The organism is Lactiplantibacillus garii (assembly GCF_003885105.1).
GTDB lineage: Bacteria > Bacillota > Bacilli > Lactobacillales > Lactobacillaceae > Lactiplantibacillus > Lactiplantibacillus garii.
Genome location: NZ_QWZQ01000015.1, coordinates 49,394 through 63,346 on the forward strand (window position 1 = coordinate 49,394; position 13,953 = coordinate 63,346).

14 protein-coding genes are annotated in these 13,953 nt (G+C 50.2%); 4 read left to right on the forward strand and 10 right to left on the reverse strand.

Features of this window, described 5'->3' with window-relative positions; genetic code table 11:
• Positions 1–49: 49 nt before the first annotated feature.
• On the reverse strand, positions 50–2,656 hold the full coding sequence (locus D1831_RS06075) for a cation-translocating P-type ATPase (RefSeq protein WP_125072036.1): 2,607 nt from the start codon (positions 2,654–2,656) through the stop codon (positions 50–52).
• Between the two features lie 243 nt (positions 2,657–2,899).
• Between D1831_RS06075 and D1831_RS06080 the strand changes: the two genes are divergently transcribed.
• Complete coding sequence (locus tag D1831_RS06080; RefSeq protein WP_125072037.1) at positions 2,900–4,450, forward strand: bifunctional metallophosphatase/5'-nucleotidase; 1,551 nt, start codon at positions 2,900–2,902, stop codon at positions 4,448–4,450.
• Between the two features lie 105 nt (positions 4,451–4,555).
• Here the strand turns inward: D1831_RS06080 and D1831_RS06085 are convergent, their stop codons facing one another.
• Positions 4,556–5,416, reverse strand: coding sequence for an aldo/keto reductase (locus D1831_RS06085; RefSeq protein WP_125072038.1), 861 nt, complete (start codon positions 5,414–5,416; stop codon positions 4,556–4,558).
• A gap of 169 nt (positions 5,417–5,585) precedes the next feature.
• Here D1831_RS06085 and D1831_RS06090 point away from each other — a divergent pair, with 169 nt between their 5' ends.
• Together D1831_RS06090 and D1831_RS06095 are read left to right on the forward strand one after the other, a co-directional pair.
• A complete protein-coding gene (locus tag D1831_RS06090) occupies positions 5,586–6,338 on the forward strand; it encodes a threonine/serine exporter family protein (RefSeq protein ID WP_125072039.1) in 753 nt (250 codons plus the stop codon).
• A gap of 14 nt (positions 6,339–6,352) precedes the next feature.
• The gene (locus D1831_RS06095) at positions 6,353–6,817 is read left to right on the forward strand and encodes a threonine/serine exporter family protein (protein WP_125072040.1); all 465 of its coding nucleotides are present in this window, start codon (positions 6,353–6,355) and stop codon (positions 6,815–6,817) included.
• A 154-nt stretch (positions 6,818–6,971) separates the two neighbouring features.
• On the opposite strand, the gene D1831_RS06100 is transcribed toward D1831_RS06095, so the two are convergent.
• From D1831_RS06100 to D1831_RS06115, 4 genes are all read right to left on the reverse strand, one after another.
• Positions 6,972–7,799, reverse strand: a complete 828-nt coding sequence (locus tag D1831_RS06100; protein WP_125072041.1) for an undecaprenyl-diphosphate phosphatase — start codon at positions 7,797–7,799, stop codon at positions 6,972–6,974.
• A gap of 150 nt (positions 7,800–7,949) precedes the next feature.
• Positions 7,950–8,468 carry an O-acetyl-ADP-ribose deacetylase gene (locus D1831_RS06105; RefSeq protein ID WP_125072042.1) on the reverse strand — a complete coding sequence of 173 codons (519 nt, stop codon included), beginning with the start codon at positions 8,466–8,468 and terminating at the stop codon, positions 7,950–7,952.
• 2 nt (positions 8,469–8,470) lie between these two features.
• Complete coding sequence (locus tag D1831_RS06110) at positions 8,471–9,046, reverse strand: TetR/AcrR family transcriptional regulator (protein WP_125072043.1); 576 nt, start codon at positions 9,044–9,046, stop codon at positions 8,471–8,473.
• A gap of 19 nt (positions 9,047–9,065) precedes the next feature.
• Positions 9,066–9,389, reverse strand: coding sequence for a hypothetical protein (locus D1831_RS06115; protein ID WP_125072044.1), 324 nt, complete (start codon positions 9,387–9,389; stop codon positions 9,066–9,068).
• 177 nt (positions 9,390–9,566) lie between these two features.
• Between D1831_RS06115 and D1831_RS06120 the strand changes: the two genes are divergently transcribed.
• A complete protein-coding gene (locus D1831_RS06120) occupies positions 9,567–10,538 on the forward strand; it encodes a DUF1002 domain-containing protein (RefSeq protein WP_125072045.1) in 972 nt (323 codons plus the stop codon).
• 229 nt (positions 10,539–10,767) lie between these two features.
• Here D1831_RS06120 and D1831_RS06125 read toward each other — a convergent pair whose 3' ends face one another.
• The 4 genes from D1831_RS06125 to D1831_RS06140 all read right to left on the reverse strand — a co-directional run bounded on the left by D1831_RS06125 (position 10,768) and on the right by D1831_RS06140 (position 13,820).
• Positions 10,768–11,871: a DUF4767 domain-containing protein gene (locus D1831_RS06125; protein ID WP_125072046.1), complete on the reverse strand. Its 1,104-nt coding sequence runs from the start codon at positions 11,869–11,871 to the stop codon at positions 10,768–10,770.
• 217 nt (positions 11,872–12,088) lie between these two features.
• Positions 12,089–12,328, reverse strand: coding sequence for a hypothetical protein (locus tag D1831_RS06130; RefSeq protein ID WP_125072047.1), 240 nt, complete (start codon positions 12,326–12,328; stop codon positions 12,089–12,091).
• Between the two features lie 161 nt (positions 12,329–12,489).
• Positions 12,490–12,987, reverse strand: coding sequence for a MarR family winged helix-turn-helix transcriptional regulator (locus tag D1831_RS06135; RefSeq protein ID WP_125072048.1), 498 nt, complete (start codon positions 12,985–12,987; stop codon positions 12,490–12,492).
• 164 nt (positions 12,988–13,151) lie between these two features.
• Positions 13,152–13,820 (reverse strand): TetR/AcrR family transcriptional regulator, encoded by a 669-nt coding sequence (locus D1831_RS06140; RefSeq protein WP_125072049.1) that lies wholly within the window; start codon positions 13,818–13,820, stop codon positions 13,152–13,154.
• Between the last annotated feature and the right edge of the window lie 133 nt (positions 13,821–13,953).

Here is a 13,953-nt window from a genome sequence, read left to right on the forward strand (position 1 = left end):
ACGATCTTTATTTTCCGTATAAGGGTGCCGAAACGTGGCCCATTTTTTACTAGTCCGCAATTTCCAGCTCGGTCACGGGTCGTTGCCGGCGTTGCCAACGTTTATTAATTTCCAGCACAATTGTTGGGATGACCACCCCAACTAGCACCACGCCCCATCCAAGGGCCGGCAGCGCCGTTAAGCTGAAGAAGTTCCGTAATGGCGGCAACGTCGCAATTGCCAGAACGACCAAGATTCCCGCCACTAACCCGCGATTTAACAACGGGTTACGTTTAAAGGTGGCCCAACTCATTGACCGGCGATCCTTAATGGCGTAAATGTCGATCATCGAACCCAGTGCTAACACTAAGAAGACCATCGTCATACCAACCGGTGCCTGGTTATTTGTTAACCCGAAGCGTCCGAATGCGTAGATTCCCAACGTCAACACGGTAAACGTGGCCGCCCGGACCAACAAGCGCTGACCCAAGCCCCGGGCTAAAATACTTTCGTCGTTTGCGACCGGCGACTGTTGCATGGCCGCGGGCTCCCCCGGTTCCTGGCTAATGAAGAAGCCCGGAATCCCATCAGCCAAGACGTTAATAATCAAAAGTTGTTCCGCTAGTAACGGTGCGCCCCAACTAAACAAGACGGCCCCCACCATCAAGAAGATCTGCGCAAAGTTGACCCCTACTAAAAACTCGACGGCTTTAATGATATTTTGATACACCGTCCGGCCCTCCTTGACCGCCGCAATGATCGTTGCGAAGTTGTCGTCGGTCAACACCATGTCGGCCGCGCCCTTCGAAACTTCCGTTCCCGTAATCCCCATGGCAATACCAACGTCGGCCGCCTTGAGTGCCGGCGCGTCGTTCACACCGTCCCCCGTCATGGCCACGGTTTTACCGCGACCCTGCCACGCTTGGACGATTCGAATCTTATCACTCGGTGAGACCCGGGCGTACACCGCAATTTGCTCGATTTGAGCCGCCAGTTCCGTGTCGGAAAGGGCCCGTAACTGTTCACCGCTAACGGCGCGATAATCCCCGGTCAAAATTCCGATTTCACGCGCAATTGCGCTGGCCGTAACTAAGTGGTCCCCCGTAATCATGACCGGCATGATGCCGGCCCGTTTGGCGTCCTTAATAGCGGTAAAGACTTCCGGGCGGGGCGGATCGATCAGCCCCACCAAGCCGGCTAAGTTCAAGTCCGCGTTGAGCGTTGCCCAATCACTGCTATCGGCGTCTTGCGGCACAATTTTATAACCAACGGCGAGCACCCGTAACGCGGCTTCACCGAACGCGTCGTGCGCCGCTTGGCCTGCCACTAAACTGTCCTCATCAGTTTTAAACGGCAACCGGTCCCACGCGCCCTTCACCACGACGAGTTGACGTCCGTCTGGCAACCGGTGCACCGTGGTCATCATTTTTTTCGTAGAATCAAACGGGTCTTCACTAATTCGGGGTGCGTCCACTTCCAGGGCCGCCCGCGTCAGTTGGTGGGCTGCTAGCCACCGCACGGCCGCTAATTCCGTTGCGTCACCAATTGACTGTTCTTCACCATTAACGTGGTTAATTTCAGCGTTAGTCGCTAACCCCAAGTAACGCATCAGTTGTTTCCCCCCGAACGACAAGGGCGCATCCGCCTTTTCCGCACCGTTTTCAGGTGTCCAATACTTAGTAATGGTCATCCGGTTTTGGGTCAGGGTCCCAGTCTTATCGGAAGCAATCACGTCAACGCTCCCGATGGTCTCCACGGCACTGACCCGCCGCATGATCGCGTTGCGGTCAGCCATCCGTCGAACTCCGTGCGATAGGCTAATGGTGACAATGATTGGTAAAGTTTCCGGCACGGCGGCGACCGCCAGTGAGACCCCAATCATCAAACTATCCCCGATTCCCTGGTTTTGAGCCCAGACACTGAGGGCAAAAATAGTGATCCCACCCAACACGGCAAAACTAGTTAACCAACTAGATAGCCGGTTTAACCGGCCCTGTAACGGCGTCGCCCGTTGCTTGGTCTTATTCAATAACCCGGCAATTTGGCCGAGCTCCGTGGCCATCCCCGTCGTTAAGACTTGAATCAGCCCGGTTCCTGCCGTTACGGCCGTGCCCGCGTACACTAACTCGCTTTCCGGAGTGGTGTTCTGAGTATACGCCGTCTTTTCAACCGGTTCGCTTTCACCCGTCAAAACGGCTTCATCAATCGCCAAGTTACTGCCTTCTAACACGACCGCGTCGGCAGGGACTTGGTCGCCGGCTTTGAGTAATACTAAGTCGCCGGGAACGATTGCCGTTGCCGCAATGGTCTGAGCGTCCCCGTTACGTCGCACGTTTGCGGTGGGTAGGCTCATCGATTTGAGCGCGGCCAGCGCTTTTTCTGCCGAAGCTTCTTGGTACAACCCAATGACGACGTTAATAATTAGGATCGTCCCAATCACGATGGTTTTGGTCCAGCCCCCGTTTTGAGCAAGTGCTAAGTAGGTCGCTAAACCAACTGCAAAGAGTAACACTAGTGACGACACGTCACTCATATGTTGCCAAATTTTACGCCATAGGGGAACCGGGCGTGCGGCGACCAATTCGTTAGTGCCAAATTGGGTCGTCCGTGCCGCGATTTCCGGGGTCGTTAAACCGGACTCGGGGGTTCGTTTAAACGTTGCTTTGTCAAATTTCATGGCATGCTCCTCCGTAATTCGATTATCGTTACAATTGCCTTTATCTAATGATACCGAATACATTTACCCGTTTTAAGACTAAACTTTGAAAAATGTTTGAAGACCGTTTATCCCGTTAACTATCTTGACCACCGATTGACAGCGCATTCATAAAAAACTTCTGGGGTTTACGCGTAGAAATAAGTTAAACGTAATGAATATTGTTATAATAGAACACAAACACTACTTGGAGGCCTAGGTGCAATGCAAATTAAACTAATTTCAACGAGTGACGTGCACGGTTACTTAGCGCCAACGGATTATAGTCGCCGTGACCACGTCGCGCCCTTTAGCCTTAGTCGCGCCGCCACCGTCATTCAACAACTCACTAAGCAGGATGACGCGGACGTGTGGCCAATCGTCATTGATAATGGCGACTACGTTCAGGGCTCACCGTTAACCTACTTCATCGCTAAACGGCACCGGACCGCGGCCCCCCTGTATTCCCGCCTGGCCCGCTGTAACCACGTCGTTGCGGGCGTTTTTGGTAACCACGAATTTAATTACGGGCTCGACTACCTCGACCTGTGTGAATCCGCGCGGGACTACCCCATGCTAGCGGCCAACATCCATGATGACCAGCACCGGACCCTCTTTTCGAAACCATACTTACTACTAGAACGGGCCGGCGTGAAGGTCGCCATCCTCGGGTTAACGACCCAGTTCGTTAGCCACTGGGAACAGCCTAAAAACATTGCGGGGCTGCACTTTGAGGACGTGGTGGCCTGTGCAAAGCGCTGGGTTCCGCAACTTCACAAACTGGCAGATGTGGTGGTCGTGGCTTACCACGGCGGCTTAGAACGGGACCCCCAAACCGACGCGCCCACCGAACGTCTAAACGGGGAAAACCGCGGTTCGGCCTTACTAGCGGAAGTACCCGGCATCGACGCCATGATCACCGGGCATCAGCACCGTAAACTAGCCGTTAAAATTCACGGGGTCCCGGTGACCCAACCCGGAATGAAAGGCGCAAACGTTGGCGTGATCACCTTAGAAGTGAACCCCCAGCGGCAAATTACCCACCGGGAACCGGCTGTTATTAGTGTAAAGTATGCTCAGCCAAACGCACAGCTAATGGCCCTCGTTTCACCGATCAACGAACAAATGGAAGATTGGCTGGACACCCCGTTAGGTCAAATCAACGGGGACATGTTAGTGCATAACCACCTTGAAGCCCGGTTACACAACCACCCGTACATCGACTTTATTAATCAAGTTGAAATGGCCGCTACCGGGACCGATATTGCAGCTACGGCGCTCTTCAACGACGACGTTCCGGGACTTAAGCAACACGTCACCATGCGCGAAGTCATGAACTCCTACGTTTATCCGAACAAACTTGCGGTGGAAACAATCACCGGCGCGGACTTAAAACGGGCGTTAGAACGGTGTGCAAGTTACTTCTTGCTTAAAAACGGCCGGGTCATCGTTAATCCCGAGTTCTTAAGACCCAAATTACGGCACTACGTCTATGACGTTTACAGTGGTATCGACTACACGTTTGATCTGACCCGCCCAATCGGCCAGCGCCTCGTACAACTCGATTACCACGGACAACCGGTCCAGGACGACCAGTCACTGACCGTTACCCTCAACCATTACCGGGCCGGTGGCGGCGGCAATTACCCGATGTACCAAACGGCCAAGATCGACCGGCAATTACCGACCGACATGACGGTCTTAATTGCCGACTACTTTGCGGATCACCCGGTCGTCACCGCGGTTCAACCCACTAATTTTAAAGTTAATTACTAAATCAAAAAATGGACTAACTTCTGGTCTGACACGCTGTCAGACTCAAAGTTAATCCATTTTTGCTTTAAAGCACTATTTTAATCAGTCTGCGATTGAGCTTAAAATTTAGAAGTTAACCGTATCCGGATCGTTGGCTAGGCCGGCCACTCCGTGCATCCCGTCGATGGTTTGCATGTCGGCAGCCGTCAGTTCAAAGTCAAACAGTTCGGTATTTTGCTTAATCCGGTCAGCGTGCACCGACTTAGGCAGTGGTAAGAACCCGTGTTGTAGGGACCACCGCAAGACAACTTGGGCCACACTCTTGTGGTACTTATCCGCAATCGTCTTTAATTCCGGGATACCAAAGATTTTCCCGGTACCCAGGGGACTATAAGCTTCGGATAGAATGCCGTGGGCCTGGTTGTAGGCCACCACTTCGTCTTCAGTATCGCTCGGGTTTAAGAAGATTTGGTTAACGGCCGGCACCACCTTAGCCGTCTTCAAGAGGGCGTCAAGGTGTTTGGGCCGGAAGTTGGAGACCCCGATGGCCCGGGCCTTACGACTAGCGTAGGCTTCTTCCATTGCCCGCCAAGTATCCGCGTTGAGCTGTTCCCAGTTATCACGCATCGCGGCTGGGTTCGGCCAGTGAATCAAGTACAGGTCCACGTAATCCAATCCCAACTTCTGCAGCGAAGTTGCCAACGCCGCCTTAGCCGCTTCGTAACCGTGATCGGCGTTCCATAATTTCGTCGTGACAAATAGATCTTCTCGGGCAACACCACTGTCCGCAATCGCCTTACCAACACTTTCTTCGTTACCGTAAGCCGCCGCCGTGTCAATGTGGCGATACCCCGCCTTTAACGCGGCTAAAACGGAATCATACGCCACCTGACCATCGGGGGTTTGCCACGTCCCAAAGCCAACGATGGGGATCTTGGTCCCGTTATTTAAACTATACGTATCGGTGAGTTTCGTTAGAGCAGTCATTAAAATGCCTCCTAAGCATGGCACACCAAACGGTTAGCCGTCCATGTACCTGAATACGTTAATTTTACCCATAGGGTGGGGGCCACCGTCAAACATTCTGTTCTAATATTAGTGACGCTCACCAGTTTTCGTGAGAAAATAAACGTATTCTAATTGGGAGGTCTTCCGGGTGTCAAAAACTACCGTTATGTTGCAAACAACACTATTAGCCGGGGCGATTTTATTAGAAAACGGCGCCGAAATCGAACGGGTAGAAGACACGATGCACCGGATCGCAAGTAACGCCGGCTACCCGGACGCCCAAATTTTTGTGCTCTTGACCGGGATCACGGTTTCTTTACCCGAAACTGCCACCAGCCAGGTGCGGGCAATTCACCGCCGGGGGATGGACCTTGAAAAGGTGGACCAGGTCAACACCCTTTCTAGGCGCTTTGCACATCACGAAATCAGCTTGGACCAGTTCGCCGACCACCTCGCACAAGTTAACCGGGCCGTCCCGACCTTTCCGTTTAGCTGGTTAGCCATCGCCGCGGCGGTCGTCAGCGTCACCCTCATGATTGCCTTTACCGGCCACGCGACGATGGCCGACTTACTAACTTGTACGTTGGCCGGCACCCTCGGCTTTGCCACCTACTACTGGATCAGCAAACTAGGTTCAATCCGCTTTCTAAGTGAGTTTGGTGGGGCGCTGGTCATCGGCCTGATCACCCTGATCAGTTACGAGCTCACCCGGGGAAACTGCCACCCCGACGCCATTATTATCGGTGCCGTGATGCCCTTAGTTCCCGGCGTAGCCATTACCAACGCCGTGCGCGACACCATGACGGGCAACCTACTCAGTGGGCCCGCCCGCGCCGTGGAAGCCGTCCTCTCCGCGTGCGCCATCGGGGTCGGCATCGCCTTGACGTCATTTTTCTACTAGGAGGGTTCCCTGTCATGCTGCATTGGTTACTAACAAACGGCCTTTTACAATTGGCGCTAGCCTACCTAGCCACCGCCGGCTTCGGGGTCTTACTAAACATCCCCCGCCGCGCCCTTAATCTGAGCGGCTGGGTCGGGGCTGCCGGATGGTTCACCTACGAATTGCTCTACTACCTACTCCCCGCCAGTATTGACGTTAAACTGGCCGTCGGTAACCTAATTGCCGCGGTCGTGATCGGCGTTGCGAGTGGCATGGCCGCCCACTATAAACAGATGCCAATGATCATTTTTAACATTCCCAGCCTGGTTCCGTTAGTCCCCGGTGGCCAGTCCTACCGGGTCGTTCGTAACCTGGTCACCGGTCATCCCAACGTGGCTTACCAATACTTAGGGCAAGTCGTGATCATCGCCGGCGTCATTGCCATCGGGTTTTTAATTGCTGAATTTTTCAACCGGTTGGCCTGGCAACTTATTCGTTAAGTGAATGGCCCCAAGCCGCTTAATTCATGGTAAGCGGAACAAACCAATTTTCAACGCCCTGACTACTAAAAATAAGGCTCCTAAATTACTCAACAGAAACTGAGTAATTTAGGAGCCTTAAAATTTTAGCACGTTCGTTTTTAATTATTAATGACTAGTGAATCAACGCGAAATAGGCAATCACGATGGCCCCAAGTACGATTCGGTACCAACCGAAGGCCTTGAAGTCGTTTTTCTTAATGTAATCCAGTAAGAACCGAATGGACAGGTACGCGACCACGAAGGAAACGATGACCCCAACGGCTAACACTGCACCCTGCAGTCCGCCTAAGGAACCGCCGTGCGCGAAGTACTTAACCAACTTTAGGAGTGACGCCCCGAACATGGTCGGAATCGCCATGAAGAAAGAAAATTCAGTTGCGACGTAGCGGGAAGTCCCAATCAGAATCGCCCCTAAGATGGTCGCCCCAGAACGGGAAGTCCCGGGAACCAGTGATAGGAGTTGGAAACACCCGATAAAGAGCGCCGTCGTGTACGGCAGCGTCTTTAAGTCCGCAAACTTAGGCGTTAACGCCTTGTTATGATTTTCAATGACGATGAAGAGGATCCCGTAAACGATCAACGCGGCGGAAACGACGCCCCAGTTCATCAAATGCGCGTCCATCCAGTCATTTAGGGGTAACCCCACGATGACCGACGGAATAACGGCCAGGATCACCTTACTCCATAACACCCACGTATCACGTTTCTCAGTCGTGTTCTTACGGGGTGACAACGGGTTTAATTTGTGGAAGTACAGTACCACCACCGCCATGATGGCCCCCAACTGAATCACAACGTTGAACATATCCGTGAACTGCGTGGACTGTTGCATCTTAATAAATTCGTCGACCAACACCAAATGACCAGTCGAACTAATTGGTAAGAATTCAGTAATCCCTTCAACGATCCCCAAGATTACCGCTTTAAAAATATCTAACACAAGCGAATTCCTTTCTTTTTTAAAAGCCCGGTTAACTAAACAACCGGCGCAGATTAAGTTACCGACCTTCCCTAACGACCGACAACTAAGTCATATTATAGCAAGCGATTATGCCAGATAGTAGCGTTCAAACGTATTTTTTGGTAAAGATTAGGCCGTTAGCGCTGCCAACGCTTTGTTAAAGGCACTTAAAGTTTCGGCATCAAAACAAACAATCTGAATCACCGTCACCCTGCTCGCGGTGGTGGCGGCCGTTTGTTGTAACGTCTTCAAGGCTAACGGAGCCGCAATCGCCAACGGAAAATGGTAAATTCCGGTACTGATCGACGGAAACGCGACCGTTTGGCACCCGTGGGCCGCAGCGACGTTTAAACTGTTACGATAACTGTTCGCCAGTAGTTCCACCTCGTGGTGCTGACCACCCCGCCAAATCGGTCCGGGGGTGTGTACGACGTACTTGGCTGGCAACCGGTAACCCTTAGTAATTTTAGCCTCACCAGTCTCGCAACCGTGTAACGTTTTGCATTCGGCTAATAACTCGGGGCCGGCCGCCCGGTGAATAGCGCCGTCCACGCCACCCCCACCTAACAAGCTAGTGTTAGCGGCGTTCACAATGGCGTCCACCGCCACTTTGGTAATGTCACCGTGAATGACTTTAATTGCAACCATCCTTACACCTCCCCTAGAATCAACCGGACACTCATTTGGGCCTGCTGCTTTAACTGGGTCGCGCTCGTAGCCTGTTTCGCCAACAGTTGCAACCCGCTGCGGACCTGCATGAGACTGGCCGCTATTTCGGCAACGGTCGCCGGTAACTGCTGAGCCCGTGGTGCCAACAAGCCCACTAACCGCGACTGAATATCAGCGTAGCAGGTTTGTAGTTGCGTTAATAACACCGTATCGCGCGCACCGAGTTCCGCCATTAGGTTGACCATCAAACACCCCGCCGGCCAGCGCTCACTTTGAAACGGCAACAATAAGCAGTCGGCTAACAACGCGTACAGGGGCGTTTGCCGGGAACGGTCCCGTTCAATCAGGCGGGTCAACTGTTCTCCCACCGTTACCTGGTAAAGTTGTAAGCACTGGCGTAATGCCACCGCCTTGCCATGGTACTGGCGGTAAAACTGCGCGCGGGACAACTGACTAGCCGTCATCAAGTCATCAACCGTTGTCTGTGCGTAACCCGTTTGCCAAAACTGAATCATCATCGCCGTTTTCGCGGCGGTCGGTGTTAACGTTTGTCCCATTTAAAAAGCCTCCCATCAACTACTCCGCAATCAAATACTGAATACCGCGTACGATCGACCACAGGTAGCTCACGACCGCGACAATGGCTAGTACGGCAATTAAGATAACGGCTAGCCAGCCGCTGTTAACAAAATTATCCATGTACATCCCGCTAACGCCTAACACGATGACGAAAATAATTCCCATCACCGCGGGTAATAAGTGTAACCAGAATGCTTTACCAGCGGCCCGGTGTGCGTCCGGGTTGCTCCCCGTTAACAGCCACACGATCAGTGGAAATAGTACGGGTAAAAAAATAATGCTTAAGTAACTTAAACTATTGATAACGCGATTTTTAGTCATGCTAAGCGCCTCCCAATCCCTTTTAACATGAGTATAGCGAACCCCCCGTTCCCCCGCAAATGATAAAGATAGCTTAAGATGGTTAGGACTCTCTCAAATTTGGCCCACTCCCGCCAACGGACTAGCCTGAATCTGCTATAATTAAAGCGCATTAGTTAAGATGCGGAGGAAATCAACATGGCGAAACGAATTAGTTTCAACTTTAAATGGGTGGCCCTCGTTGCCACCGTATTATTCGGCTTTTTCAGCTGGCAAGCCATCGCCCATGCCGATGACACCAGCGACGAACCCATCGTAACGTTGGGGAGTAGCTTAACCAGCAGTCAAAAAGCGGGGACGATCAAAACGTTAACGGCCGCGCTAAGCGATACTAGCAATTATCAAACCTTAACCGTTAACGGCGATACCCTCGTTAAATATCTGAATCCCGCCGGTGAAAGTTTTACCAGCAGTTCGGGCGTGTGGTCTAGTGCAATGATTGAAAAGACCAGTTCCGGTTCGGGAATCAACGTTAAAATTTTAGATTATAACGGTAGTAATAACATTACGACCATCACGGCCAACCAGTATAAAAACGCCGCGTTAACCGCCGGGATCACGGACGCTAACATTTACATTACGTCCGCCACCCCAATTGATGGTTCGGGTGCCCTCGCCGGTATTTACGCCGCCTACGCGAAAACCGGGAACAGTTTAAATTCGAAGCAGGTCAGTGCCGCTCAAAACGAATTAAGTACGTTGAGTGGGATTACCAAGGCCAACAAGAATAAGGACGGTTACACCGACGCCCAGTTAAACAACGCGGTTGCCGGGGCTAAGCAACAAATGGCCAAAAAGGGCAGCAACGTGACTAAAAGCGAAATCACCACGATCGTTAACCAACAAATTACAAATAATAACTTAACTAATGTCATTACCAATAATCAAAAAACACAAATTATCAACTTATTAGTCACGATTCGGGATTCCGGGGCGTTAAACTCCTCTAGTTTTAAGACGCAGGCCAGTTCATTGATGAAAAACATCCAATCCAACGCTAAGGGTGTCTTTAATAAACTTAATACCAAAGAAAACCAAAACTTGTTACAACAAATTTGGACGTCGATCGTCAACTTCTTCAGTTCCATTTTTAAATCAATCTTTGGTTAGAAAACTTGTAATTTAAAATTCGAGCTGAAAAAACTTGGTCCACCAGTCGCTCATAAATTGACTAACGGCACACGTTTTGGCACCATTGCCACAAAATATAGGCACCCCAATTACTCAAAGAAAACTGAGTAATTGGGGTGCCTTATATTTTGGGCCTGCGCTCTTTGTCCTTTGACAATAACGGGACTGAAATGGGCCTTCCAGTCGGCAATGACGCACCGGATTTCACTTAATCCGCATCGTAATCAATATCGTCAAACTGGGTCGTAGTTTGTTGTTTAGCCATGGCCTTAGTGCGGTAATAGGTCGCGTCGCACCAAGCACCGGCCCCACCCGCGGAAATAAGGACCGTGACCGGTTTACCGTCAACTTTTTCCTGCTTGATCCCGTAGTAAGCCCCGGCGCCCGCGGACTGATTCCAGCCACGCACGTTGACTAACGTGGTCCCGTCCTTTTTAATGGGGGTCTTTTCAATTCGGTCCCAGTGATTATGGACGTTAGCTCGATCGTCGGGATCACTCCCGTCATTGAGGTACCACGTGGACTGATAAGGTTTTTCGCCGTCGTACGAGCTCACCATACCGTGTTCCGTAAACGTGAGCTGACTCAGCTTCCCCTGATCGTCAACGGCGTACCAGTCACCCTGCCACGCCGCACTAACGTTGTACGGTTGCGGCGTGGTGCTTTTCGCACGGTCACTAACGACACTCGTCCCCTGACCCGCAACAATTTTACTAAAGCCGTCCCGCAGGTCGCTGTTAGCCGTCGTTTTAAAGTATACTTTGTTTTCTTCGTTACCCTGGTTTTGTTGGGTGATCAAAACGACTGGTGAGCCGTCATGGATGGTAAACAGGTAAAGGTGCGCGGACATGTTGTCCGTGTTTTCACTATCCGAATAAATGCCCACCACTTCGTAATCGGCCGAACCGGTTCCACTCGGCGACCAAGCAAAGGTCGCGTCATGGTCATCCGCCACTAAGTTATTCTTTTTTAATTCGGCCGGGTATTTTAACCCGTAAAAGTTAGTGTTATTGCCCGGGCCATAGCTGTCATAACTCTGCTTCATGGTTTTGCCCCAGGTCACCATGAACGTTGCTAACTGGTCACTCTTCTTTTGATCCCAAGTAGCGGTAGCCGTCCGACTACCGCTACTAGCCGTTGTTTTAGTCCCCGTTGTTTGCTTGGCTGATGACTGTTTAGTCACCTTCATCGCCGAATGCCGCGCTTCCGACTTAGACGAACGACTACTAGACTGACCGTTAGCCCCCTGGTTGCCACAAGCCGCTAATAAGCCTGCTAGCACGCTGACCGCGACGATAATCCCCTTACGCATGTGTCAGAACCCCTTTAGATAATTAATATATTGATATTTTTATTAAAGCATTAATAAATCAGTAATTCAATTGACTTTAAACTATGGGCGTTGGCGCAGTAAAACAGAGTGTGCCAAAAGTTGGTTAGCTGGTGACTTTTGAAACCCGTTTCGACAATAATTGTGCGGAGATACAAAAAAGGCTGTGATTTTGTCACAGCCTCTTTAGCCGTCAACGTCACAGCAGCCGTTTATTGACCGCGCTGGACTGCACCGCCGGATGATTCTTTTGTAGTGGCACCCCGGCCACCTTCCGTTTAGCGGTCCACTTAGGCTTATTGACGGTCCCTAACCGGACGGCCTCCACTTTTCGTTCCGCTGAACCTAACTTATTCGTTGCTTGGTTCGACTTAACCTGACTAGCCGTAAAACCTAAAACGGCTAGTAGTGCGACAACTTCCACTAAGGCTTTTTTCATGATTATCCGCTCCTTCATGTTCGTCGTTACTGGTGATCCCTTGCCACTAACGTTGTAACGTGCCCCAAGAAACGTCCCCCGAAACCATTCGCCTCACCACCTTTAACTAATTGCAATAAAAAAAGTGATTCAGCTTAAGTGCTAAATCACTTTTAATCATATTACGCTTCAGCCCGCTTCAAATCAGCAAAACTGGCTTTTTTGGATTGCTTGCCGGCGTTTTCGTTAACAAACTTGTCCATAAATTCTTCAACTAAGTCTAAGGTTTGATACTGCTTAGCTAAGTTGAACGATTGCCGCCATTCGCGGTTCCGTTGCAACAATTCAGTAAAGACTTCGTGTTCGATCCGTGCGCCTTCGGGTGTTAATTTCAAAACCTTGTTCCGGCGATCATGATCTTCGGCTTCTTGGTATAAGTAGTCTTTCCGTAGTAAGCGACCAATTAACCGTGAAATTGCGGAACGGGTCACACCGTGGCTTTCGGCAATATCCATCAACCGAATCTTACCCTTCGCTTCCGCGATATCGTATAGGATATAAAATTCGTCTAAAGTAATCCCGTGTTCCGTAGCTGGTTCCGCAAACATATCTGACAAGTTTTTAAAGCCGTGTAAATACATGTGGCTAAACCGGTTAAAAAATTCCATATCATCATTCATATTCAAGTCTCCCTTTCAATCTAAAAGTCGAATTATGTCCAAATACAATCTTCATAATCCGCCCCATAGTTTCTCTAAATTAGTAAGCGTCGTTTATCATTTCCCCGCTTTAAAGTGTACTAGTATATTTTACGGAATACAAGTTTTTTAGGTTACTTTTAATATTAAATTTGTATTTCAGTCCGTAAATTAATCGTAGAATGCTCATGCAAGTAGGTGATAAATTCCTGATAGTAACGGTCGGTACAATACTTGGCCGTACTTAGGTAAATCTGATTAATTTTCTGGGTATCCTCGCCTAATAACAAGTAGAAGGCTTGATCGATATTCTCTGCAATCCCCTCAACACTAGCTCTTAGAAGCTTACGCTTAAAAAACACCGCCATCCCACCAGATACGGCAAAATTAGTGGCGTACCGAATCGTTGAAGTTTCCCCGTCGACCCCGATGGCTTCCAGCCAATCCAGAATAACGAGGACAATTTCCGTCGTTAGTTCCGGACTTTCAAACACATCTTTAATAAAGTGCTCGATGGTTGGATTTTCATCCAGCATTCGTAACAAAAACCCCATCTGGATCATGGTCCGCTGTTCCGCGGAGAGGCTCGTCAACTGCTCGTTACCATAAACAAAGGTGCTGAGCATCAATTCGTTTAACATCGTGCTTAAAAGAACAATTTTTTTAGGAAAGTAGTGTTGTAGTAGGGATTTACTAATATCACAAGTATCCGCAATGTCCTTCATCTGGACGTTATCGTATCCCTGTTCGGCAAACAAGCGAAACGCCGCGTTAACAATTTCCATTCGGCGTTGCGTGTTCCGTTTTCGTGGCATTTGTGACCCATCTCCAATCATGATTGATCCAACCACACCACCAGCTATCTGCCCGTAATGTCACTACACCAACCAATTTCATAAAATCCCTGCAAGCCCGTAACGTGCTAAATATACGTCCATTAAATAAACT